General features: G+C 50.7%; 22 protein-coding genes and 2 pseudogenes. 17 read left to right on the top strand and 7 right to left on the bottom strand.

The genetic code is table 11. The annotated features are described in order from the left end of the window. Positions 1–4: 4 nt before the first annotated feature. Positions 5–820: a phosphate ABC transporter ATP-binding protein PstB gene (pstB, locus tag ACKQAD_RS04170; RefSeq protein WP_409158976.1), complete on the top strand. Its 816-nt coding sequence runs from the start codon at positions 5–7 to the stop codon at positions 818–820. A 253-nt stretch (positions 821–1,073) separates the two neighbouring features. On the opposite strand, the gene ACKQAD_RS04165 is transcribed toward pstB, so the two are convergent. The 5 genes from ACKQAD_RS04165 to ppiB all read right to left on the bottom strand — a co-directional run bounded on the left by ACKQAD_RS04165 (position 1,074) and on the right by ppiB (position 5,869). Beyond that, positions 1,074–2,363 carry an HAAAP family serine/threonine permease gene (locus ACKQAD_RS04165; RefSeq protein ID WP_409158975.1) on the bottom strand — a complete coding sequence of 430 codons (1,290 nt, stop codon included), beginning with the start codon at positions 2,361–2,363 and terminating at the stop codon, positions 1,074–1,076. Positions 2,364–2,886: 523 nt separating this feature from the next. Then, entirely contained in the window at positions 2,887–3,957 is a 1,071-nt protein-coding gene (purK, locus tag ACKQAD_RS04160) for a 5-(carboxyamino)imidazole ribonucleotide synthase (RefSeq protein ID WP_409158974.1), read from the bottom strand. Next, complete coding sequence (gene purE, locus ACKQAD_RS04155) at positions 3,954–4,463, bottom strand: 5-(carboxyamino)imidazole ribonucleotide mutase (protein WP_409158973.1); 510 nt, start codon at positions 4,461–4,463, stop codon at positions 3,954–3,956. Before purE ends, purK begins: the two co-directional genes overlap by 4 nt. Before the next feature lie 178 nt (positions 4,464–4,641). Then, positions 4,642–5,364: a UDP-2,3-diacylglucosamine diphosphatase gene (gene lpxH, locus ACKQAD_RS04150; protein ID WP_409158972.1), complete on the bottom strand. Its 723-nt coding sequence runs from the start codon at positions 5,362–5,364 to the stop codon at positions 4,642–4,644. Positions 5,365–5,374: 10 nt separating this feature from the next. Then, positions 5,375–5,869: a peptidylprolyl isomerase B gene (gene ppiB / locus ACKQAD_RS04145; RefSeq protein WP_409158971.1), complete on the bottom strand. Its 495-nt coding sequence runs from the start codon at positions 5,867–5,869 to the stop codon at positions 5,375–5,377. A 420-nt stretch (positions 5,870–6,289) separates the two neighbouring features. On the opposite strand from ppiB, the gene ACKQAD_RS04140 reads away from it, so the two are divergent. Both ACKQAD_RS04140 and cysS read left to right on the top strand, forming a co-directional pair. Then, positions 6,290–6,724 carry a DoxX family protein gene (locus tag ACKQAD_RS04140; RefSeq protein ID WP_409158970.1) on the top strand — a complete coding sequence of 145 codons (435 nt, stop codon included), beginning with the start codon at positions 6,290–6,292 and terminating at the stop codon, positions 6,722–6,724. A 349-nt stretch (positions 6,725–7,073) separates the two neighbouring features. Beyond that, positions 7,074–8,459, top strand: a complete 1,386-nt coding sequence (cysS, locus tag ACKQAD_RS04135; RefSeq protein ID WP_409158969.1) for a cysteine--tRNA ligase — start codon at positions 7,074–7,076, stop codon at positions 8,457–8,459. Positions 8,460–8,539: 80 nt separating this feature from the next. Here cysS and ybcJ read toward each other — a convergent pair whose 3' ends face one another. Together ybcJ and folD are read right to left on the bottom strand one after the other, a co-directional pair. Next, positions 8,540–8,752 carry a ribosome-associated protein YbcJ gene (gene ybcJ, locus ACKQAD_RS04130; protein WP_409158968.1) on the bottom strand — a complete coding sequence of 71 codons (213 nt, stop codon included), beginning with the start codon at positions 8,750–8,752 and terminating at the stop codon, positions 8,540–8,542. A gap of 33 nt (positions 8,753–8,785) precedes the next feature. Further along, positions 8,786–9,649: a bifunctional methylenetetrahydrofolate dehydrogenase/methenyltetrahydrofolate cyclohydrolase FolD gene (folD, locus tag ACKQAD_RS04125; protein ID WP_409158967.1), complete on the bottom strand. Its 864-nt coding sequence runs from the start codon at positions 9,647–9,649 to the stop codon at positions 8,786–8,788. A 621-nt stretch (positions 9,650–10,270) separates the two neighbouring features. Here folD and ACKQAD_RS04120 point away from each other — a divergent pair. The 14 genes and pseudogenes from ACKQAD_RS04120 to ACKQAD_RS04055 all read left to right on the top strand — a co-directional run. Beyond that, positions 10,271–10,489 (top strand): annotated as a pseudogene (locus ACKQAD_RS04120) (UDP-glucose 6-dehydrogenase); the annotation flags it as partial. A 268-nt stretch (positions 10,490–10,757) separates the two neighbouring features. Further along, positions 10,758–11,906, top strand: a complete 1,149-nt coding sequence (gene arnB, locus ACKQAD_RS04115; protein ID WP_409158966.1) for a UDP-4-amino-4-deoxy-L-arabinose aminotransferase — start codon at positions 10,758–10,760, stop codon at positions 11,904–11,906. Next, positions 11,899–12,882 carry an undecaprenyl-phosphate 4-deoxy-4-formamido-L-arabinose transferase gene (gene arnC / locus ACKQAD_RS04110; RefSeq protein ID WP_409158965.1) on the top strand — a complete coding sequence of 328 codons (984 nt, stop codon included), beginning with the start codon at positions 11,899–11,901 and terminating at the stop codon, positions 12,880–12,882. The genes arnB and arnC overlap by 8 nt, the downstream gene beginning before the upstream one ends. Next, positions 12,879–14,882, top strand: coding sequence for a bifunctional UDP-4-amino-4-deoxy-L-arabinose formyltransferase/UDP-glucuronic acid oxidase ArnA (gene arnA, locus ACKQAD_RS04105; protein ID WP_409158964.1), 2,004 nt, complete (start codon positions 12,879–12,881; stop codon positions 14,880–14,882). The genes arnC and arnA overlap by 4 nt, the downstream gene beginning before the upstream one ends. Continuing rightward, a complete protein-coding gene (arnD, locus tag ACKQAD_RS04100; protein WP_409158963.1) occupies positions 14,879–15,772 on the top strand; it encodes a 4-deoxy-4-formamido-L-arabinose-phosphoundecaprenol deformylase in 894 nt (297 codons plus the stop codon). Before arnA ends, arnD begins: the two co-directional genes overlap by 4 nt. 17 nt (positions 15,773–15,789) lie before the next feature. Beyond that, on the top strand, positions 15,790–17,460 hold the full coding sequence (gene arnT / locus ACKQAD_RS04095; RefSeq protein WP_409158962.1) for a lipid IV(A) 4-amino-4-deoxy-L-arabinosyltransferase: 1,671 nt from the start codon (positions 15,790–15,792) through the stop codon (positions 17,458–17,460). Beyond that, positions 17,457–17,798: a 4-amino-4-deoxy-L-arabinose-phosphoundecaprenol flippase subunit ArnE gene (gene arnE, locus ACKQAD_RS04090; protein WP_409158961.1), complete on the top strand. Its 342-nt coding sequence runs from the start codon at positions 17,457–17,459 to the stop codon at positions 17,796–17,798. The genes arnT and arnE overlap by 4 nt, the downstream gene beginning before the upstream one ends. After that, the gene (gene arnF, locus ACKQAD_RS04085; protein WP_409158997.1) at positions 17,798–18,190 is read left to right on the top strand and encodes a 4-amino-4-deoxy-L-arabinose-phosphoundecaprenol flippase subunit ArnF; all 393 of its coding nucleotides are present in this window, start codon (positions 17,798–17,800) and stop codon (positions 18,188–18,190) included. Before arnE ends, arnF begins: the two co-directional genes overlap by 1 nt. Positions 18,191–18,502: 312 nt before the next feature. Next, positions 18,503–18,826 (top strand): PTS sugar transporter subunit IIA, encoded by a 324-nt coding sequence (locus ACKQAD_RS04080; protein ID WP_409158996.1) that lies wholly within the window; start codon positions 18,503–18,505, stop codon positions 18,824–18,826. Between the two features lie 529 nt (positions 18,827–19,355). Further along, positions 19,356–19,889 (top strand): annotated as a pseudogene (locus ACKQAD_RS04075) (MBOAT family O-acyltransferase); the annotation flags it as partial. Beyond that, on the top strand, positions 19,886–21,319 hold the full coding sequence (locus tag ACKQAD_RS04070; RefSeq protein ID WP_409158960.1) for an AMP-binding protein: 1,434 nt from the start codon (positions 19,886–19,888) through the stop codon (positions 21,317–21,319). The pseudogene ACKQAD_RS04075 and the gene ACKQAD_RS04070, both read left to right, overlap by 4 nt. Positions 21,320–21,335: 16 nt before the next feature. Further along, complete coding sequence (locus ACKQAD_RS04065; RefSeq protein WP_409158995.1) at positions 21,336–21,557, top strand: acyl carrier protein; 222 nt, start codon at positions 21,336–21,338, stop codon at positions 21,555–21,557. A gap of 227 nt (positions 21,558–21,784) precedes the next feature. Further along, complete coding sequence (locus ACKQAD_RS04060) at positions 21,785–22,663, top strand: TauD/TfdA family dioxygenase (protein WP_409158959.1); 879 nt, start codon at positions 21,785–21,787, stop codon at positions 22,661–22,663. Beyond that, on the top strand, positions 22,660–24,099 hold the full coding sequence (locus ACKQAD_RS04055) for an FAD-binding protein (RefSeq protein ID WP_409158958.1): 1,440 nt from the start codon (positions 22,660–22,662) through the stop codon (positions 24,097–24,099). Before ACKQAD_RS04060 ends, ACKQAD_RS04055 begins: the two co-directional genes overlap by 4 nt. Positions 24,100–24,447: the final 348 nt, after the last annotated feature.

Raw genomic sequence — 24,447 nt, 5'->3', positions numbered from 1 at the left:
AGTTATGGGATTTATGACACAAAAGGAGATGGCGCCGTTACCTGATGTTCATCAACTGAGTGATGAACAGACGACGTTAACCGTAGAACATTTGAATTTGTACTATGGCGATAAGCAGGCACTGAACGATATTTCGATTCGTATTCCGAAGCATCAGATCACGGCGCTGATTGGCCCGTCGGGCTGTGGTAAATCGACGCTGTTACGCTGCTTTAACCGCATGAACGATCTGGTGGATGACTGTCGTACCGAAGGCAATATCTGGCTTAATGGTATGCCCATTAACGATCTGCAGTTGGATGTGGCCGTATTGCGCCGTCGGGTCGGTATGGTTTTTCAACGCCCGAATCCGTTTCCCAAATCGATCTATGAGAATGTGATTTATGGCCTGAGATTACAGGGACTACGCGATCGTCGTTTTCTGGATGATGCCGTTGAGCGCTCCCTACGGGCGGCGGCGCTGTGGCATGAGGTAAAGGATCGCCTGAGCGACAACGCGCTGACGCTATCCAGCGGGCAGCAGCAGCGTTTGGTGATCGCCCGGGCGATCGCCATTGAGCCGGAAGTGCTGTTGCTGGATGAGCCGACTTCGGCGCTCGATCCGATTTCGACGCTGATTGTTGAAGAGCTGATGGGGACGCTAAAACAGCATCTCACGCTGGTGTTAGTGACGCACAACATGCAGCAGGCGGCACGCGTGTCGGATTACACGGCGTTTATCAATCAAGGCAAATTAATTGAGTACAACCGTACGGACGATCTGTTTACCTCGCCGACGCAGCGCCGCACAGAGGATTATATTACCGGAAGATTTGGCTGAAATTTCATCAAATAAGCAGATTTGCCCCCACTCACCCCAGTTACTTACTTGAGTAAGCTCCTGGGGATTGATGAACCTCATAAATGAGGTTCACCCTTCGGGTCGTGTGGTTGCCGCGTTATTCGGCCTTATGGCCTCACCCCTTCAGGCCAACGCTTTGCGTTGTTCAAAACGCGAACGTTTTGTCCTGCAACTCGAATTATTCAGGGTATGACTAGAAAATAACGTATCGGCGTTAAGTAGAGTGGGGGGCTTACAGCAGATCGCGTAGGCTGTAAACGATGGCGGAAATAGCGATCAGTCCCATCAGGGTGACAAAGACGTTACTGATGTGGCCGCTGTATTTCTTCATTGCCGGGACTTTCTGAATGGCGTACATCGGCATCAGGAACAGCAGGCATGCGATAATCGGGCCGCCCAACGTTTCGATCATACCCAGAATGCTTGGGTTCTGCGTTGCGACAATCCAGGTCGTGACCAGCATGAACAGCGCAGTGATGCGGTTTAATTTGGTGTTGGAAATGGTTTTTCCTCTGCTGCGCAGGGTTTTCACGATCATGCCGTTGAAGCCTTCGCCCGCCCCCAGATAGTGACCCAGGAACGATTTAGAGATCGCGATAGTGGCAATAATTGGTGCCAGATAGCCCATGACTGGATTGTTAAAATGGTTCGCCAGATAGGACAGAATAGAAATGTTCTGTGTTTTCGCTTCCATCAGCTCAGCCGGAGACAGGCTTAGTACGCAACTGAAGACGAAGAACATAACGGTCAGCACCATCATAATGTGGCTGTATGACAGAATGCGTGAGCATTTTTTCTCTGCGTCATCGCCATATTCTTTTCGCTTGGCGACGGCGAAAGAAGAAATGATTGGTGAGTGGTTGAAGGAGAAAACCATCACCGGAATAGCCAGCCATAATGTCGCCAACAGACCGTTGCCCGTGACACTGGAATTCAAAGAAATGTTTTCAAAAACAGAGGTGTTCCAGTTCGGAATTAAATAAATCGCCAGCAACATCAGTACGGCAACAAAAGGATAAACCAGAATGCTCATTGCCTTAACGATCATTGCCTCACCGAAGCGAACAATAAACATTAGCCCGAGAATCAATATTAATGACAACACGGCACGCGGCGGAGAAGGCAAATGCAATTGGTGAGTAATAAAACTATCTACCGTATTGGTGATGGCGACGCTATAAACTAATAGGATCGGGTAAATAGCGAAAAAATAAAGTAAAGTGATTAATTTCCCCGCACCAACGCCGAAATGTTCTTCAACAACGTCGGTAATATCTTCGCCACTTTTTTTGCCGGATAATACAAAACGGCATAAAGCACGGTGAGAATAATATGTCATTGGAAAAGCAATCAGTGCCATGATAATTAACGGAATTAAACCACCAATACCGGCATTGATAGGTAAGAATAACACACCAGCGCCGATGGCTGTGCCATAGAGGCCGAGCATCCAGACGGTATCGCTTTTACGCCATCCTGAAGCCTGTTCTGACACCTGGATGCTATCTTGAATTGTGCTCATTTACTGGTTTCTCCTCGGTGAACACATTAATACCCGTCGTACTGGGGTATAAAAATTACAGTATCGGCAACTTGCCGTTACAGAGTTTAAAAAATGAACAAGACATATTGCTAATTATGTCAACAAGTCAATACTGTTTTGTGGCGGCATTCTATATCGTGGTGGTCAGCGAATAATATTGAAGCGATCACAGAAATGAATTGACGGGAAATATTTTAATAAATTTCCTGGAAGAATAAAATATCAATACTGATACTTTATTTTAAATATTTCCAACGGCATCTTTGTTGATGCTTTATTTAATTTTCGGGTGATAAAAAATGAACAGTAAATAAAGGGTAGCTGAAATAATAAACGCAATTTTTCTGATGCCACACGCAATGATGGCTTTTCTCTTTTTGACGAGACGGTATCGCGAATATGCTCCCTGCGAACATATCGACTTATGTTGTTATTCACCGTGGACGATTACCAGACGGTTATCCGACAGTCTGTAGCCTGCCGGATAAGCATTACCGAGCTGTCAGGCGGTGAGCTTTTCTTCTGCCCACGCCAGACCGCTGTGGTATTCCTCTGGTAAGAGAGGCGCCAGCGATTGCAGCGAGTGTTTTAACTGTGCGGCGTTAGACGACGATAGGTTGAGATGGCCCACTTTGCGACCAGGGCGAACGTCTTTCTCATACCAGTGCAGATGTAGCAGCGGCAGCGCCAGCCAGTCGATATTCACGCCAGTGCCAATCAGGTTGACCATCACGGACGGCGATTCGACGATGGGGTGCGGCAGCGGCAGATCCAGAATGGCGCGCAGGTGCAGTTCAAACTGGCTGATCGACGCGCCATTTTGCGTCCAGTGTCCGCTATTGTGTACACGTGGAGCCAGCTCGTTAATGAGCAGGCGGTCGCCGACGATAAAGCATTCCATCGCCATCACACCCACGTAGCTCAGCGCATTCATAATCGCGGACAACATCTGCTCTGCCTGTGCTTGCAACGGCGGGTTAGGCTGAGGGAAAGCGACGCTGGTACGCAGAATGCCATCCTGATGCAGGTTATGGGTGAGCGGATAGAACACACATTTACCGTGCGTATTGCGGGCACCAACCAGCGAGACCTCACCGGAAAAATGAATGCCTTGCTCAACGATGCATTCACCGTAGCAGTCCGCGGGCAGAGTGTGCTGCTCGCCGTTGCGCAAGCGCCACTGTCCACGACCATCGTAACCGCCGACGCGACGTTTAACGATAGCTAATTCACCTAATGAGGCGAAGACGTGTGGCCATTCATCGACGGTGGCCAGCAATTGCCAGGGAGCGGTTGCCAGATTCAGCGAATCCAGCAGCTGTTTTTGCGTCAGACGATCGGCCAGACGCGGGAAAATATCGCGATTCGCAAACGCCGAGTGTTCAGCCAGTTCGCGGGTAAGGGCAGTTTCCGGCCAGCGCTCGATCTCGGCGGTAATCACACTATTATGAAACGGCACCGATTCTGGCTCAGCATCCAGCCCCACAGGATAAACCGCGATCCCTAACGGTTCGCCAGCCTGACGCAACATTCTGCCCAACTGACCATTGCCTAATACGCAGACCGGTTTCATGCTTCCTCCCGCGGGTCGGGATGAGAGAGCACATCATCGGTTTGCGCCTGACGCCAGTCGGCCAGTCGGGTGGCGATGCCACTATCATGCAGGGCGAGAATTTGTGCAGCCAGCAGAGCCGCATTCGCTGCGCCTGCTTTGCCAATGGCCAAGGTGCCGACCGGGATACCGCGAGGCATTTGGACAATAGAATACAGGCTGTCTACACCGCTCAACGTTGAGCTTTGTACCGGCACGCCAAGCACGGGAACCAGCGTTTTCGCTGCCAGCATACCCGGCAGGTGTGCTGCGCCGCCTGCGCCAGCGATAATCACATCAAAACCATTCTGTTCCGCTTGCTCTGCAAAGCGGAACAGCTTATCGGGTGTCCGGTGCGCAGAAACGACTTCAGTATGAAAAGGAATGTTCAGCGTGGTGAGGATTTCCGCAGCAAACTGCATGGTGGCCCAGTCACTCTTTGAACCCATGATGATGGCAATTTTAGCCGGGGCAACGTTGGATGACATGCCTGTAATGCTCCTGTGATTGTACATGTTCGTGACGCATTGGCGTCTGCCAGACAGGGAGGGCCTAGCGTTGAGGGCGTAGAGCATACCACGCCATTATGGCGAGGAAAACGGTTGCGTATGCGGAAATGCTGGGAGGATAAGATGAGAGACCGTCAAATCAATGGCAGGAAACGCATTAAAATGGGAAGGAAATCAGTTCGATATTTTGTGGCGTGACCTTAATCATCGATCCTTCTTCATGCCAGGCACCCAGAACGGCGCGACGGCCATAAGACCCACCAAGATCGACCTGATGAATGGCGGGGCGGTGTGTGTGACCGTGGATCATCGTCTTCACCTGATAATGCTGTAGACGTTCAAGCACAGCGTCGTGATTGACATCCATAATTTGCTGCGATTTCTTCTGGTTTTGCTGCTGGCTGGTTGCCCGCATCTTTGCTGCGATTTTCACGCGTAATGACAAAGGCAATAGCAGGAAGAGTCGCTGAATAAGCGGGTTGTGGACCCGGCGACGGAATTGTTGGTAGTGACGATCGTCGGTACACAGCGTATCGCCATGAAGAATAAGGATCTTCTGGCCGTAGAGATCGAGCACCGTTTCCGTCGGCAGCAGCGTCATCCCGCTTTGTCTGGCGAAATGCTTACCGATCAGGAAATCACGGTTGCCGTGTACGAAATAGCAGGGAATACCGCGCTGGTGTAAGGCATAGAGTTCAGCTGCAATGGTCGCGTATAGCGGCTGGGGATCGTCGTCACCAATCCAGGCATCGAACAGATCGCCAAGAATGTACAGTGCATCGGCATGAATTGCATCATGGCGTAAAAAACGCAGAAAACCGGCGGTAATCGCCGGTTCATGAAGACTTAAATGCAGATCGGCAATGAACAGCGTTGCCATGCAGGTCGGATTATTCGCTGACCGTTACGTGGGTAATCACCACGTCTTCTTTCGGTACGTCCTGATGCATGCCGCTGCGGCCAGTAGCCACACCTTTGATTTTATCAACGACGTCCATACCTTCGGTGACTTCAGCGAAAACGCAGTAGCCCCAGCCATCAGCACGCTCTGAACGGAAGTTCAGAAAGTCGTTATCGACAACGTTGATAAAGAACTGGGCAGTTGCAGAGTGCGGATCGTTGGTACGAGCCATTGCCAGCGTGCCGCGCGCGTTTTTCAGGCCGTTGTTGGCTTCATTTTTGATTGCTGCGTTGGTTTCTTTTTGCTCCATACCGGGAGCGAAGCCGCCGCCCTGGATCATGAAACCGTTAATCACACGGTGGAAAATCGTGTTGTCATAAAAACCGTTACGACAGTAGTTCAGGAAGTTTTCTACGGTAACCGGCGCCTTGTCTGCAAACGTATTAATAACGATATCGCCGTGATTGGTATGAAGCGTAATCATAATAATGAACCCTAGATAGCCTTAGTGATAAGAGCGCTGTTCACAAAAGGCGGTGAACAACAAGAGCGCTGTTATAGCATAACTGGTCGATTGAGTCAGTAGTTCACGTTTTACTGCGCAGCGGTTGGCGGTTGGTTGGATGAGAAAATCGTATAAAAAGGTTTATTACTTGATGTTGGTGGGTGCCAGACAACGTGTACGCGGAAGAAGATGGCACAATTAGGTATTAATCGGGAAATGGAGACTTTTGAAAACAAATAAACTGATTGAATTTTGTATTTATGAATAATTAATTTGAATGAGATTTTTGTTGCCCCAGATCAATGTTCTGAGTAATCAACGTGTTCTTTTTTTGTGGTTCAGATTAATCTGGGAGTAATTCTTATTCTTCCTACATAACTCTAAAGAGATAGGTGAACTATGCTGGGTATTCTGGATGGTGTTAACCGTTTATTAGACAAACCGGATTTTGGTAAACTGTTTTTGCGCGTATCTTTTAGCGTGTTGATGCTGTTTCATGGCTGGCATAAGATACACGGTGGAATTGGTGCCATTGAAGGCATGCTGACCTCAGCAGGACTGCCCGCTTTTATTGGTTACGGCGTCTATGTCGGAGAAGTCATCACCCCAATCCTGATGATTCTCGGGATTTTTATTCGTCCTTCTGCGCTGATTTTCTCCTTCACGATGGTGGCAGCAACGATGTTGGTTCATATGAACACTTTCTTCACGCTAAACGCCAAAACAGGTGCCTGGGTTGCTGAAAGTACGGCGGTATTCTTCTTTGCGGGTATCGCGATTGCCCTGCTCGGTAGTGGTAAATACTCTGTGATGTCTAATCCGCGCTGGCGTTAATGGTTTTCTGTCGGCGGATTCTTTTTTGTCAGTCGCCGCTAATGGTTTGAAATAGCCCGGATTTTTCGGGCTATTTCATTTTTATCCTTTCTCACCGATTCCCTCTTCTTATTAACCTTGCAATACAGTAGGGTTCAGGTTTCAATACGCCGTTGGGTATCAACCCTGAATGCATTGATGTTGCTGGCGCAAACTGCGGCTGTGATTGACCTATCGTGTGTATGCTACGTTTTTTAAGCGCTATGTTTTTAACACGATGCTTTTGAACGTTGTGCGGTTGTGTAAACCATTTCTTTGAAAACCATTTTTTTGTGAAAACCATTTTTTATAAAAACACTGGAACGCCCTGATGCTAAAGATTTTTAATACGCTGAGTCGCCAAAAAGAGGAATTTAAACCCATCCACGCCGGTCAGGTGGGAATGTATGTGTGTGGCATCACCGTTTATGACCTGTGTCATATCGGTCATGGGCGTACTTTCGTGGCGTTTGATGTGGTGGCGCGGTATTTGCGGTATCTGGGATATTCACTGAAATATGTGCGTAATGTCACCGATATTGACGACAAAATTATTAAACGTGCGACCGAAAACGGGGAAACCAGCGATCAACTGACGACGCGTATGATAGCAGAGATGCACGCTGATTTTGATGCCTTGAATATTCTGCGCCCGGATGCCGAGCCGCGTGCGACGCACCATATTGCTGATATCATTGAAATGGTAGAAACGCTGATTGCCCGTCGCCACGCCTATGTCGCGAGTAATGGCGATGTGATGTTCTCCGTTGATACCGCGCCGGGTTACGGTGTGCTGTCTCGTCAGGATCTGGAGCAATTGCAGGCTGGCGCACGCGTTGAAATTACAGAAGTGAAGCGTAACCCAATGGACTTCGTGCTGTGGAAAATGTCCAAACCGGGTGAACCGCACTGGTCTTCTCCGTGGGGGGAGGGGCGCCCTGGCTGGCATATCGAATGTTCAGCTATGAACTGCAAACAGCTCGGCGAACACTTTGATATTCACGGCGGCGGTTCAGATTTGATGTTCCCGCACCACGAAAACGAGATCGCGCAATCCAGCTGTGCGCACGATGGCCCGTATGTGAATTACTGGATGCACTCCGGCATGGTGATGGTTGACCGCGAGAAGATGTCAAAGTCGCTCAATAACTTCTTCACCGTCCGCGACGTGCTGGCGTATTACGACCCAGAAACCGTGCGTTACTTCCTGATGTCTGGCCACTATCGTAGCCAGTTAAACTACAGCGAAGACAACCTGAAGCAGGCGCGTGCGGCGTTAGAACGGCTTTATACGGCGCTGCGTGGAACGGATCCTGATATTGCGGCGTACGGTGGTGATGAGTTTGAAGCCCGTTTCCGTGAAGCGATGGACGACGATTTCAACACGCCGGAAGCCTACTCGGTATTGTTTGATATGGCGCGTGAAGTTAACCGCCTGAAAGCGGAAGATGTGCAGGCAGCGAATCAGCTGGCGTCGGTACTGCGTAAGCTGTCTGGTGTGCTTGGCCTGCTGGAACAGGATCCTGAGCAGTTCCTGCAAAACGGCGCTCAGGTAGATAACGACGAAGTAAAAGAAATCGAAGCGTTAATCCAGCAGCGTAAAGATGCGCGCGCGGCAAAAGACTGGGCGCTGGCCGATCAGGCACGCGATCGGTTGAATGACATGGGGATCGTGCTGGAAGACGGCCCACAGGGAACGATCTGGCGCCGTAAGTAACACCGATCTTTCTGTTAATCAGTAAAAAGCCCGCAACGCCTACATTGCGGGCTTTTTTCACTCTCATCGATGCTTAAGCGTTAGTCGACGATGTTTACCGCTTCGCCATTGAACTGGACGGTTTGCCCGGTGACGATTTTGCAGCGCTTGCGCGTTTCCGTCTGACCGTCAACGGTCACCTCGCCTGCGGCGATTGACAGTTTGGCCGCCGCACCGCTTTCACTCCAGCCCAGCAATTTCAAGAGATCGCACAGTTCAACGTGCGGATGTTTTTCAAGATGAAACGTTGTCATAAATTCCTGCTTATCGGTGTCCTACCCGCCGTGTTATTCGGCATGGTCATGATACTCTTCGCACGCCTGTAGCGTGTTTTGAATCAGTGTGGCAACGGTCATTGGGCCAACGCCGCCCGGTACGGGGCTGATGTAAGATGCTCTTTCCTGCGCGGTGTCAAATTCTACATCGCCGACCACTTTGCCGCTTTCCAGGCGGTTAATACCCACGTCCAGCACAATCGCGCCCGGTTTAATCCATTCGCCAGGGATGAAGCCCGGTTTACCCACGGCGACAACCAGCAGATCGGCGTTTTCAACATGGTGACGCAGGTTTTTGGTGAAACGGTGCGTGACGGTCGTGGTGCAGCCTGCCAGCAGCAGTTCCAGGCTCATCGGACGGCCAACAATGTTAGACGCGCCGACGACCACGGCATTCAGCCCAAAGGTGTCGATAGTGTAACGCTCCAGCAGCGTCATGATGCCGCGTGGTGTACAGGCGCGCAGCAGCGGAGCACGCTGGCACAGACGACCGACATTGTAAGGATGGAAGCCATCAACATCTTTACTTGGCGCGATGCGTTCGATCACTTTGGTGTTATCAATGCCTTCCGGCAGCGGAAGCTGAACCAGAATACCGTCAATCGTCTGGTCGGAGTTGAGTTGGTCGATAAGTGCCAGTAGCTCTGGTTCCGTGGTGGTGGTGGGTAAATCATAAGAGCGTGAGATAAAGCCGACTTCTTCACACACCTTGCGCTTGCTGGCGACATAAATCTGTGATGCCGGATTCTCGCCGACCAGCACAACAGCCAGACCTGGCGCGCGTTTTCCTGCTGCCAAACGCTGTGTGACTCGTGCGGCAACTTCGTCTTTTACCTGCTGCGCAATCGTTTTACCATCAATAATCTTTGCTGCCATCTGAGATGAGATCCATCAATGTGATATAGGGGAAATGGCCGCTATTTTGTCAGAAGCTGCGTGTGCTGTCAGGTGTTGCATCAACATTAATTGTTTCTACATTGAGATGACTCTCGCTACTCGCTTACCTCTATACGGTTTTTACCGCCATTTTTACGCGATATAGCGCGGCATCGGCAATATCGATAACGGACGCCACCGCTGGCGGTGGGGTAACCTATCGACATACTGTCTCCCTGTGCCGTTGATAAAAACGATTAAATAAATCGGTATCATCGTGTTTATTCACTAAAGCAATCTAAGATAAATGACGTTGTGTTCCTTAACATCATGAAAACTCGTTTCTATGCTAATGATTAAAGAAAGTCACAAGGTGTAAGGAAATTTTTGTCCTGCATTAAATACGCGATGTTTAATTGGCGTTTAACTGGAATTGCTAATGATAAGGCTATTGTATTTTTTATGTTTTGGATGATGAGTGTGACGTGTTTATGTGGATGTGGGGCGTGCATCCTGAGACAGAGAAATAAATTGAAATGTAACACCGCTATTCAGAGTGAAAAATAAGAAAGATACTGCGGACGAATATGGTTCAGCCAGCGATGAAATAAAGAGCCCTTCATGAAAATAGCGATTAGCGGAACGGGATATGTTGGTTTATCGAATGGATTATTATTGGCACAGCAGCATCAGGTTGTGGCATTAGATATTGTGGCTGAAAAAGTGGCGATGCTGAATCAACGAAAATCGCCGATTAATGACGCCGATATCGAGCGTTTTTTACAACACGCAGCGCTGAATTTTTCCGCTACGCTGGATAAGCACGAAGCGTATGCCGACGAATTAAAAGATGTGTTAGGGAAAGTTTATACAATAGACTTATTTGGTAAAGGCTGAACATTGTCGTAAAGCAATGGGGCAATATTTTGTTATTCGAGAAAAGTTCATTTTTGCATTGTAATTAATTATGTCTTCGTACCGCTTTGTCACGTCGTGTCGTTTATCTGTGACTTTATGATTGTCACAATAAATTAAGGTTGGCTTAAGGCTTCGTTATTTAAACTGTTCAGTAATGATTGGTCGCCATTATTTATTTTTGGAATACGTTATGTCGGATTTTTTGCCTTTTTCTCGTCCGAACATGGGCGAAGAGGAAATTGCTGCCGTGGCAGAAGTATTACGTTCCGGCTGGATAACCACGGGCCCGAAATGTCAGCAATTAGAACAGATGTTTTGCCAGCAGATTGGGTGCCGACAGGCGATTGCGGTTAGCTCTGCGACGGGCGGGATGCACGTGACGCTGATGGCGCTTGGCATTGGCCCCGGTGACGAGGTGATTACGCCGTCCCAGACCTGGGTTTCAACCGTCAATATCATCATGCTTTTGGGGGCGGAACCAGTGATGGTTGACGTGGACCGGCATACGTTGATGGTGCGACCGCAGGATATCGAGGCGGCGATCACACCGAAAACCAAAGCCATTATTCCCGTGCACTATGCTGGCGCTCCGGCCGATTTGACGGCGCTACGTGCGCTCAGCGCACACTACGGCATTTCGCTGATTGAGGATGCGGCGCATGCTGTCGGTACACAATATCGCGATGAGTGGATCGGCGCGCGCGGCACCGCTATTTTCTCGTTTCACGCGATTAAAAACATCACCTGTGCGGAAGGGGGCATGGTGGTGACGGGCGACGACGCGCTCGCGGAGCGTATACGCAGCCTGAAGTTTCACGGGCTGGGTGTTGATGCGTTCGACAGGCAGCGACAAGGGCGCAAGTCGCAGGCTGACGTGGTGACGCCGGGATTTAAATACAATCTGGCGGATATCAATGCGGCGATTGCGCTGGTTCAACTGGATAAACTTCCGGTGATCAACGCCCGTCGTCAGCAGCTTGCCGCACGTTATCTCACCCAACTGCGTGCGCTGCCACTCCAGCCGCTATCGGTTCCAGATTATCCCCATCGGCATGCCTGGCATCTGTTTATGGTGCGCGTGGATGAAACGCTGTGCGGCATATCGCGCGATAGCCTGATGGCAGCACTGCAAGCGCAGGGTATTGGCACCGGACTGCATTTCAGAGCGGTGCATACGCAGAAATATTATCGCGAGCGTTATCCCGATTTGCACCTGCCCGAAACGGAGTGGAATTCGGCGTCGCTTATAACGCTACCGCTGTTCCCCGATATGCAGGACAGTGATGTCGATCGCGTTGTTGCGGCGCTAACCTCTATTCTGGAGTCTGCTCGTGATTGATGACATCAAAAATGTTTCGGTTGTGATTCCCGTCTATAACGAAGAAGAGAGCCTGCCGGTACTGATTGAGCGCACGCTGGCGGCTTGTCAGAAAATCGGTAAACCTTGGGAAATTATTCTGGTTGATGACGGCAGCAGCGATCGCTCGTCGGAACTGTTGACTGAGGCGGCGAGCGATCCGGAAAAGCACATTATCGCCGTGCTGCTAAACCGCAATTATGGTCAGCACTCGGCCATTATGGCTGGGTTTCAGCAGGCGGTGGGCGATGTGATCATCACGCTGGATGCCGATTTGCAAAACCCGCCGGAGGAAATTCCACGGCTGGTAGAGTATGCCGCGCAAGGCTATGACGTGGTTGGCACCGTGCGGAAAAATCGTCAGGATTCGCTGTTCCGCAAGCTGGCTTCGAAAACCATCAACATGATGATCCGGCGTTCGACTGGGAAATCCATGGCGGATTATGGCTGCATGCTGCGTGCCTATCGTCGTCACATTGTCAACGCGATGCTGCGCTGCCATGAACGCAGCACCTTTATTCCTATCCTTGCCAACACATTCGCCCGGAAAACCATCGAGCTCGACGTGATGCACGCCGAGCGCGAGTTCGGCACGTCCAAATACAGCTTTCTGAAGCTGATTAACCTGATGTACGACCTGCTGACCTGCCTGACGACGACCCCGCTGCGCATACTCAGCCTGATTGGCAGCGTCGTTGCGCTGTCGGGTTTTCTGTTGTCGCTGTTGTTGGTTGGCCTGCGTTTGTTTTTTGGTGCGCAATGGGCAGCAGAAGGCGTGTTCACGCTGTTTGCCGTGTTGTTCATGTTTATCGGCGCACAGTTCGTCGGGATGGGGTTATTGGGGGAATACATCGGTCGTATCTATACCGATGTGCGGGCCCGGCCACGCTATTTTGTGCAAAAAACAGTGAGTGCGGCAACGCCACTGACCACCAGTTTACGGGGTGAAGAAGAATGAAAGCGATCGTATTTGCCTATCATGATATCGGCTGCGTCGGCCTTGAGGCGTTAGAACTTGCGGGCTATGAGATTCAGGCGGTATTCACGCACAGCGATGCGCCGGGCGAGAATCACTTCTATGCGTCGGTGGCGAAAGCGGCCGCTGGGATGGATGTGCCGGTGTTTGCGCCGGAAGACGTTAACCACCCGCTTTGGGTGAACCGCATTCGGGAACTGGCACCGGATGTTATTTTTTCCTTCTATTACCGCACGCTATTAAGCGATGACATTCTTCAGCTACCGTCGTTTGGTGCCTTTAATCTGCACGGGTCGCTGCTGCCGCGCTACCGTGGACGGGCTCCGGTGAATTGGGTACTGGTGAACGGCGAAACGCAAACGGGCGTGACGTTGCACAAGATGGTGTCCCGCGCCGATGCCGGCGATATTGTTGCCCAGTCCGTGGTGGCGATTGACGATGAAGATACTGCGTTGACACTGCATGGAAAATGTCGTACCGCCGCTGCGGCTTTACTGGCACAGCAGCTACCGCTAATCCGCTCGCGTGAGATTATGTTGACGCCGCAGGATGAAAGTCAGGCCAGCTACTTTGGGCGTCGCACGGCGGCAGACGGGCTGATCGATTGGCAAAAAAGCGCGCGTGAGATTAACAACCTGATCCGCGCGGTGACGGAGCCATACCCTGGCGCATTTACCTTCCTCGGTGAGCGCAAAGTGATTATCTGGCGTGCTCACGTGGTTAAAAACCGTGGTATGAAGACTACACCGGGCTCAATTATCTCGATATCGCCACTGGTGGTGTCCTGTAGTGAAGATGCGCTTGAGATCGTCAGCGGACAGAGTGAAGCCGGTCTGTATATGGCGGGTAGCCGACTGGCGGCGAAAATGGGCATGGTGCCGCAGGCGAAACTGGGTAACCTCGCCAACCGTGTGCAACGCCGTCGCACGCGCGTCCTGATCCTCGGTGTTAACGGTTTTATCGGTAACCACCTCACTGAGCGCCTGCTGCGTGACGATCGTTATGAAATTTACGGGCTGGATATCAGTTCGGATGCCATTGCGCGTTTTCTTGGCGATCCACGTTTCCATTTTGTGGAGGGCGATATCAGCATTCATAACGAATGGATCGAATATCACATTAAGAAATGCGATGTCATTTTGCCGCTGGTGGCGATTGCGACGCCTATCGAATACACCCGTAACCCGCTGCGTGTGTTTGAGCTGGATTTTGAAGAGAACCTGAAAATCGTGCGCGACTGCGTGCGTTACAACAAACGCATTGTCTTCCCGTCCACCTCAGAAGTGTACGGCATGTGTGATGACAAAGAGTTTGATGAAGATAACTCACGCCTGATTGTCGGGCCGATCAACAAGCCGCGCTGGATTTACTCCGTGTCCAAGCAGTTGCTGGATCGGGTGATCTGGGCGTACGGCGTGAAAAGCGATCTGCGCTTCACGCTGTTCCGTCCGTTTAACTGGATAGGGCCGCGTCTGGATACGCTGGACGCCGCGCGCATCGGCAGTTCCCGTGCCATCACTCAACTGATCCTCAATCTGGTGGAAGGATCGCCGATCAAGCTGGTGGATGGCGGAGCGCAGAAGCGCTGTTTTACGGATATTCACGACGGCATTGAGGCGTTGTTCCGTATCATTGAAAACCGCAACGGCCAGTGTGACGGGCAGATTATCAACATCGGCAACCCGCACAATGAAGCCAGTATTCGCGAACTGGGTGAAATGCTGCTAACCAGCTTTAATGCTCATCCGCTGCGCAATCGCTTCCCGCCGTTCGCCGGGTTTATTGACGTGGAAAGCAGCAGCTATTACGGCAAAGGTTATCAGGATGTGGCGCATCGCACGCCGAGCATTCGCAACGCCAAACGCCTGCTGGAATGGGAACCAACGGTGAAGATGGAGCAAACCGTCGTGGAAACGCTGGACTATTTTCTGCGTACCGTTGACCTCCAGCAGGCCGCTGACGCCATGGATACGCAGGCATGACGTGCGTCGGCCTGCGAATTGATGTCGATACCTGGCGCGGTACGCGGGACGGTGTGCCCGCGCTGCTGGATGCGTTGGCAGAATTCGATATCCAGGCGAGTTTCTTTTTTAGCGTTGGGCCGGACAACATGGGGCGTCACCTGTGGCGCCTACTGCGCCCACGCTTTTTATCGAAGATGTTGCGCTCCAACGCGGCCTCACTCTACGGCTGGGATATCTTGCTGGCCGGCACGGCGTGGCCGGGGCGCCATATCGGCGCACGGTTTGGTACGTTAATCCGCCAGACGCACGACGCCGGGCATGAGGTAGGGTTGCATGCCTGGGATCATCATGGCTGGCAGGCGAATGTCGCCCGTTGGTCTGATGCGCAACTGGCAGCGCAGTTTCGTGAAGGAATGGACGCGCTGGCGCTGATGCTGCCATCGCCGGTGCGCTGCTCTGCTGTGGCAGGCTGGCGAGCCGATTCGCGCGTTGTTGAGATGAAGCAGCACTGGAATCTGGACTATAACAGCGACTGTCGCGGCACACGGCCTTTTCGGCCACGCCTGAAAAATGGTGAATTGGGCACCGTGCAGATCCCGGTGACACTGCCGACCTACGATGAGGTTATTGGCGAGCGCGTGAGCGACGGTGAATTCAACGACTTTATTCTTGAGGCGATCCAGCAGAATTGCGGTGTGCCGGTCTACACCATTCACACGGAGGTGGAAGGGGGAGCGAAACTGGCGCTGTTCCGTCAGTTGCTGCGTCGCGCTCGGCAGCAGCACATTGAATTTTGTCCGCTTTCCTCATTGCTGCCGGATGACCGAGCCACGTTGCCCGTCGGGCGAATTGTTCGCGCGCCATTTCCCGGACGGGAAGGGTGGCTTGGCGTGCAAACGGAAGAATAGATCGAGCAGGAGATAGCATGGAAGAAGGCGTGATAAAGCTAAAAAGTACCGTAATACTGGTGTTATTTGCTTTGCTCTACCTCTTGCCGCTTAACGGCCGCTGGCTGTGGTCACCGGATGAAACGCGCTATGCGGAGATCAGCCGCGAGATGCTTCAGCGTGGCGATTGGATCGTGCCACACTTGCTGGACATTCGCTACTTTGAGAAACCTGTTGCGGGCTACTGGCTGAATAACATCAGCCAGTGGTTATTGGATCATAACAATTTTTCCGTGCGCTTTGGCTCAGTATTTTCTACTGCGCTGAGCGCGCTGCTGGTGTTTTGGCTAGCGTTGTTGCTGTGGAAAAATCGGCGTACTGCGTTGCTGGCGGCGACGATCTATCTGACCTCACTACTCGTGTATGGTATCGGCACGTACAGCGTTCTCGATCCTATGGTGACGCTCTGGATGACGGCGGCGCTGTTCTGCCACGTGTTGATTCAGCAGGCGACGCTGACGCGCGAACGGCTCATCGCCTGGGGACTGATGGGGCTGTCCTGTGGCATGGGGTTCATGACCAAAGGTTTTCTGGCGCTGGTTTTGCCAGTCATCAGTGTGCTGCCGGTGGCGCTGGCACAAAAGCGGATTAAGGAATTGCTGCTGTTCGGACCGTTGGTGATGGTCATCGCGGTCTTGCTGAGTGCGCCGTGGGCGCTGGCGGTGCACGCGCGAGAAGCCGATTACTGGCATTACTTCTTTTGGATTGAGCATATCCAACGTTTTGCAGAAGATGATGCGCAGCATAAAGCGCCGTTCTGGTATTACCTGCCGGTTCTGATTGTCGGCGCATTCCCCTGGCTGGCGCTGCTGCCGGGCGCGCTGCGCAGTGGTTGGGCGGAACGAAAAGCGAATCCGGAATGCTTCCTCCTGCTATGCTGGATGGTGATGCCGCTGCTGTTTTTCAGCATCGCTAAAGGCAAGCTGCTGACTTATATTCTGCCGTGTTTTGCGCCGTTGGCGTTGCTGATGGCGGCGTGGATTTCCGGGCTGGCCCCTGTGGTACGCGAACGTGTCTTGCGCATCAATAGCTGGCTCAATATTGCCTTTGGCGGTGTGTTGGCACTCGCTGTTGCCGCGCTTGGCTTCGGGCTCATCGTGCCACATGTCTACCAGCCGGGAGAAGGATTAACCATTGTATCGGGTGTCGTCTGTTTTATCGGCTGGGTTGCCTTTGCCGCTGCCAGCCTGAGAAAACAGCCCTCGTGGGGCTATCTGGTCGCGGGCTGTCCGCTATTTTTGGCGCTGCTCGTCGGCGGGAGTATTCCGGCGAGGGTGGTCGATTCAAAGAATCCTCAAACCTTTATTCGTAGCCACCAGCCATTGCTGGAGGACAGCCGATATGTGTTAAGCGATGAAGTTGGGCTGGCAGCCGGACTGGCGTGGGAGCTCAAACGGAGCGATATCACCTTATTCAAGGCGCGGGGAGAGTTAAACTACGGGCTGAACTATGCGGATGCCGCAGAGCGCTTTGTGGATGAGGGAGCTTTTCCGGCCTGGCTTGCCGAAAAACGGCGTAGCGGAAATGTCGCGCTGGTGCTGAAGGTTAATAGGGATACTGATGAGGAATACCGTAGCTTGCCCGCGCCCGATCAGTTGAGGAAATCGCCCCGCTACGTGCTGCTATTTTATAAGCAGATAGCGCCATGAGTTATCTATTGGTGGCTATCGTGTGTCTGCTGACCAGTCTGGGACAACTGTGCCAGAAACAGGCGGTGGAGTGCTGGCGGCGCTTGCCGACGGATCGACGCCAGCGGGTGACACTGGGGTGGTTGATGCTGGCGGCCTTGCTGCTGGGTATCGGGCTGCTGTTGTGGCTGGTGGTGTTGCAGTATATTCCGCTTGGCGTGGCGTACCCGCTGCTGAGCAGCAATTTTGTTCTGGTCACGCTGCTGGCGCACTACTGGTTTGGCGAACGTGTGGACTGTCACCACTGGTGGGGTATTGCGCTGATTGTCACCGGTATCTACCTGATGCAGGGGGGATGATGGCGAAAAAAGGTTATGTCTGGGCATTTTGCAGCATTGTGTTAGCCAGCGCCGCGCAGGTGTTAATGAAAAGTGGGATGCTGGCGCTGCCGAGCATTTCTCTGACGCACTGGTCGCCGCTCAGCGCCTTGATGGCGAGTTGGCCTGTGGTTGCGGTAATCTGCGGGATGATCTGCTACGGCCTGTCGATGGTGTGCTGGTTCATGGTGCTGCGTTGTCTGTCGCTCAGTCGCGCCTATCCACTCATTAGCCTGAGCTATGCGGCGGTCTACCTGGCCGCGGTTTTCCTGCCGTGGCTGAATGAACCGATGAGCCTGCGTAAAAACCTCGGCGTTTTGATTATCATGCTGGGCGTCTGGCTGGTGAGTCGTAATGCTCAGACGGCGCGCTAAACAGTTGAACTCAGTAATCCAAAAACCAAGTTTCATTTTAGTTCAGCACGTGTCACGGTGTGAAATTGCATAAATTCATCGTTATAAAAATAACCGGGTGCGTTTGTGAAATTTATTTCACCGAAAATGAGATATAACGTCATGATTTAAAGAAACAAATCCTGATTCATCATCTATATTTAATAAGCAGGCTGTGAGTAGCGATACAATAAATGCACCGTAATGCTTCGGTGTCACGTGCGCTTGTCTGCAATTTGGAGTTAATTGACCGACAAAGGTGACACAGCAACTGATATTCGGGGGGAGGGAAAAATGGATGTAGAAACGCGGATGATTGAGCTTATCGTTAAATCTGGCGAAACACGTTCCTGCGCAATGGAAGCCCTGAGATCTGCTCGCCGAGGGGAGTGGGAGCATGTCGATGAACTATTAAAAATGGCTGCCGTGGCGCTGAACCGGGCGCAATTGATTCAGGCCGGATTTATTGGCAGCCAGAGTAAGGAAAAAACCACTCTCGAGCTTATCGTGGTGCACGCACAGGATCACTTGATGAATGCGATGCTGTGCCGTGAATTGGCTGAAGAGATTATTGAACTCAGAAAAGAGGTCTCTGGCGTTAATCTCCACATACGCTAACCGCATCGCAGAGCAAGTAGAAAAGCCATTCAGTCTTCACGCTGAGTGGCTGGAAAATGGCTATCCGTATTCATTTTATGGTGATTTAGATCACGTAGCCAAGTGATGTAAATAGCGGTCATTTCTAATCATGACCGCTATTTATTAGCCTATCTCTTAGAGGAATGATTTTATTTATGGATAACGCTCTTTCCTATAAAATAAACAGGATCCTTGTTGACCGCTGATAAAATACCCCCCTATTAATGTTTGGGCCGTTCACACTGATTTTTTAGTTTCACCATTTTTGCTGGCGGCAAGGGCGCTGTCATCATAGAGCGGTACTTCATTATTCATCGATCTAAAAATTCTTGAACCCAATCATCCCCGAAATCACTTATAACCCTAAGCGTACGGTGGCTGTCAACGAGCGTTGACAACGACATATTCTGGACGGCGCAAGTGAGAATGAATGCAGGAAACCCCTTCTCCTATCTGGTGAACGAACTGATTATTGTGATGGACGTAAACACTGTACATACCGTTACAGCGCCCGTTTACGTTAAGCGTGGGCATCGTGATGTCGCTGGCCTACAGCACCTATCTCTATTTTGATTTTGCCGGTTATAGCAACATGGCTATTGGAGCAGGGCGCTTATTTGGCCTGAATATCCCGGCAAACTTTAATTTGCCTATTCTGGCTAAAAACCCGCAGGATTTCTGGCGACGCTTCCACGTCAGCCTGTCTGAATGGCTGAGGGACGTGGTCTTTATGCCAATTTATATGAATCTGATGAAGCTCGACTTTTTCCGACAGAACAAAACGCTGGCGCAGAATATTGGCATCTTCTGCACTCTATTTTGTATGGGGGCATGGAACGGGCTTGAACGACACTATGTCATCAGCGGCGCGCTGTTTGGCGCCATTTCCGTTGCTCACAACATGCTGCAGTGGTCAGCCAAACGCAGCCCGGCGCTGAGCAATTGTCTACATCATCCGGTTAGTGTGTTCATCGGTCGAATTCTGACGCTGGCAAGCGCTGCGGCCTCTCTCTACATCTTTAGCGGAATGTCTCCTCTATGAACCTTCACTCAGAGCTTCAGGAACTGCAAGATTTCCTCCGTGCGGCATTACTTCAACCCGCTAACTCAGATCGGTTAGCGATTAGCGGCAGTGATGAAGCGATGACCTGGCAACAGCTATCCGTTGCCGTGACAGACTGGTCGCAGTGCTATCAGCAATGTCAGCAGCCGGCGGGGGGGCCAGTCGTGCTATATGGGCATCAGCAGGCAGAGTTTGCCGTGGCTATTTATAGCTGTCTGCTGCATAACATTCCGTATATTCCGGTGGACTGCATCTATCCACAGGAGCGACTTAAAGAGATTTGCCAACTGGCGAGTGCGCCTTACTATTACGATGTGGCGACCCGGCAGTTCATTGCGACCGGAGAGGCCGGACAGCCGCTGGTGGAGCAGGATCTCGCCTATATTATGTTCACCTCCGGCAGCACCGGAAAACCTAAAGGGGTGCAGATCGGGCGTGAAAGCCTGTGGCATTTCATGAAGTGGGTGTGTGAGGACTTTGCGCTTCCAGATGTACCGGTGTTGATGAACCATGCGGTGTTCAGCTTCGATCTCTCTCTGATTCCGCTGCTGGCGAATCTGGCAACCGGAGGGCACATCGTTCTGAATGCGAAAGAGGATATCGCGACAGAAAACTGGCTCGACCGCCTGAAAGACAACGGCGTTTCTGTCTGGGTTTCAACGCCCTCTTTCGCCTACCAGAGGCTGCTGTCTCCCCAGTTCAACAGTGAATATTTGCCTGAGCTTAACGTCTTTGTGTTCATTGGCGAAGTGCTCAACAAGGCGCTGGTAAAACAGTTACGCCGCCGCTTCCCGCATGCCAAAATTCTCAACTCTTATGGCCCAACGGAAGCAACGATCGCGACCACCGTCATAGAAATCACCGATGACATCCTGCACAGTGAAAACGACCTACTGCCGGTTGGCGCGATGATGCCGGACTCCAGAATGGAAATTACGTCTGAGGGTGAGCTGATCATCTGGGGCAAAAACGTGATGCGCGGCTACCTTGGGCTGGCGAAAGAGAATGCGGAAAAACTGCTGCATCGGGAGAGCGAAGCGTTCCGGGGCTACAGAACCGGCGACCTGGGCTACGAGGACGGACTGCTGTACTGTCAGGGACGCAATGACAGCCAGATCAAACTGAATGGCTACCGCATTGAAATCAACGAGATTGAAAACCGCCTGCTGGCGATGTCCGGTATCAGCGAAGCGGTTGTTCTGCCGCTGATGAAATCGGGCGGTGGTGTTCTTCGCATCGCCGCGTTCTGCGTGACGAACTTAGCGCCAGAAGCGATTAAAACGTCGCTCTCGAAGGTGCTCCCGCCCTACATGGTGCCTTCCCAAATTATTATCAAAGACGCGTTGCCGCTTAACCCTAACGGCAAAATCGACCGTAAACTGCTGGATACCCATGCCCGCACGATCTAATGACTCAGGAAATATGATGGAACAAGAAATACTCGCGCTGTTTGAAAAGATCTTATCCCGTAAAGTGGGCTTTAACGATGAGCTGATAGCGTCCGATATTCTCGACTCTATTCTGGCGGTCGATTTGGTGCTGGAAGTGCAGGACGTTTACGGCTGTGTGATCCCACCGACCGAAGTCGCTACCGTGCTGAAAACCCCGGCGGACTTGGCTCGCTACATTGAAGAGAACCGCGGCTAAGCCTGAATCCGTGGCGATTCTTCACGATTTAAAGACCCCGGATAGGTTTATCTGGGTTTTTTTATGGCGGTCTTATTAAAGTCCATTATCTATTGGTGAAAAATAGGGGAAGGTAGTTCTATATTCAAATCATCCTAATTATTACAATTGTATCCGTGGTGTTGGATATTTGTTGCAGATATTATCTAAAAGATCTTTCAACAATGGATAATACACGGAGAAGTAAAATGGACTCATTCACTTTAGAAGATCGATTTGATTACCAACCTTTAATCAACTCTCAAGGTGAAACCTGTCATTTTGGTGTATGTATTGAACCTAAACAGTCGGGTGTGCATATTGGCGAATTATCACCTAGCTGGCTGCGTACACTAGTAGAAACCCAACAATTAGTGATACTGCGGGGTTTTGATAGCTTTACAAGTGCAGAAAATTTAACAACATACTGCACAGCCATTGGGGACATTATGCAATGGCCGTTTGGTGCTGTATTAGAACTGGTTGAACAACCCGATGCTACCGACCATATCTTTGCTAACAACTATGTCCCGTTGCACTGGGACGGCATGTACCTGAAAACCGTGCCTGAACTACAAGTTTTTCAATGCGTTTCAGCCATTGGCGAAGAGCAGGGGGGGAAAACCACGTTTTCGAGCACCACCGCGGCGTTACGCCTGGCATCACCTGAAACCAAAGCTTTGTGGCAGCGTGCAACCGGTCTGTATCAGCGCGCAGTCGAGCTATACAGCAGTACCGCACAGGCTCCTATTATAGAACAACACCCTTACCGCACTTATCCCGTCATTCGTTTTTGCGAGCCACCGATTGCTGGCGATAAAGAATTTTTGAACCCATCGACTTATCATTTCTCAGGTATTGAACCTGAAGAGCAAGAACAATTACTCAGCAGCTTGCAAGACGCCTTATACGATCCACGGGTTTATTATGCTCATCAGTGGCAAAGCGGTGATATTGCGATTGCAGATAACTATTCGTTATTACACGGCCGTGAATCTTATTCGAGCCAGAGTGGTCGTCATCTCCGCCGGGTGCATATCCACGCGAAACAACCGCTGAATAATCCACATTTGGTGCAGCCATTATGAAACCACACCCTGTTGATCTTATGATTGTCGGTGCGGGTCCGGTTGGACTGGCCTGTGCCTATCTTGCTCAGTTGTCCGGTTTAAGCACCGTCATTATCGACAAATCACAAGGGCCGCTAACGGTCGGCCGTGCTGATGCGCTAAACGCCCGTAGCTTGCAGTTGTTTGAAATTATCGATCTATTCGATGATCTTTATCCCTTGGGCAAAACTTGTAATACCAGCTCTGTTTGGTCAAAAGGTAAATTTGTTTCACGCCAATCTACCTGGTGGGAGGCTTTACAAGGCTGTTTTCACAAGCATTTCTTAATGATTGGTCAGGCTTATGTAGAACAGGCGCTCGATAATAAGCTCACCGAGCTAAATAAGGCCGTACGCCGCAATACCTCTGTGCAGGATATTGTGTTGGAGGAAGACGGCTGCCTCACCACGCTCTCCAGCGGTGAGGTTGTTCGCTCCCGGTACGTGATTGGCGCGGATGGTTCACGATCGTTTGTGCGCCAACACTTCGCTATCCCGTTTGAGATCACCCGACCACAAATTACCTGGGCAGTGATTGATGGCGAAATAGACACTGATTTTCCAAAAGTACCAGAAATTATTGTTTTCCAAGCAGAAACAGCCGATGTCGCCTGGATACCACGTGAAGGTAATCTTGATCGTTTCTATATTCAGATGGACAGTGAGGACTTCACGCAACAGCAGGCTATAGATAAAATTAATCATGCTCTGCAACCGCATCATTTGCGTTTTAAATCGATTGAATGGTACTCGCAATTCTCGGTTAAAGAATCGGTGGCAGAACACTATAGCCTTGAAAATAAATTATTTATTGCTGGTGATGCGAGCCACATTCATTCGGTAAATGGTGGCCAGGGGTTAAATACTGGGTTGGCTGATGCATTTAACCTCATCTGGAAAATGGCGATGGTTACCCGTCATCATGCGCCCCAAACCCTATTACACACTTATGAAACGGAGCGAAAAGCGGTAGCGCTGGAAGTGGTAAAAACGTCAGCGGAACTTGTGCGTTCAACCAAAACCTCAGATACAGGTACCCATGCCGATGATTACGTAAAAATTGTTGAAAAACGTGCTGGTTACATCACGGGGATGGGCGTTCGCTATGGAACCGGGGGGAGTGTTGGCGAAAGACTACATGATTTTATGTGGCGTGATTCTCAATCTGGTCAGCCAGACAGAATTTACTCACATCTAAATTATCGTTATTACAGTTTGCTCATCATTGGCACGGCGACGGTACCTGCATCACTGCCTGATATCGTCAATATTCTACATGTTGAAACGGGAAGTAGCCCCTATTCCGATCAATACCTGTTAGTTCGACCAGATGGCTACATAGCCGCTACCGCCCCTCTCGACCACTCTTCCGCGATTGGTCACTACTTTAGTGGCTGGCAAGCCTCACCACTATAAACACCGTCGGCTCAGTGAGATTGGACTGAGCCGATTTTATTTTGTCTGCGCTATCCACCTGTATGCAACCATATCGATCAATTGAATACGAGTTAATTAAAAGCAAACCAAATTAATATTATTATCTTGTTATTATTTTTATCTTAAAATTATTTAATTAATTATATTTAACTCTTACATGGGTATTTTTCGATAGTAGAGATATATCCTGTAAGCAGTGTTTTTAAAAATCATTAGCATAAAATGTTTTACATTTGTAATCTTTTTAATTAAATGGCTGGCAATGTTTGTAAAAACCATGAGGGTTATATCGTCCTCAGATTATGGGGGGAGTCCATCATAATTTAC

Origin of the sequence: Pectobacterium artocarpous (assembly GCF_046159765.1) — a bacterium.
In the GTDB taxonomy this organism is placed as follows: Bacteria; Pseudomonadota; Gammaproteobacteria; order Enterobacterales; family Enterobacteriaceae; genus Pectobacterium.
The sequence above is the reverse complement of the archived record's forward strand: the minus strand, read 5'-3'. Positions and strand labels throughout refer to the sequence as shown.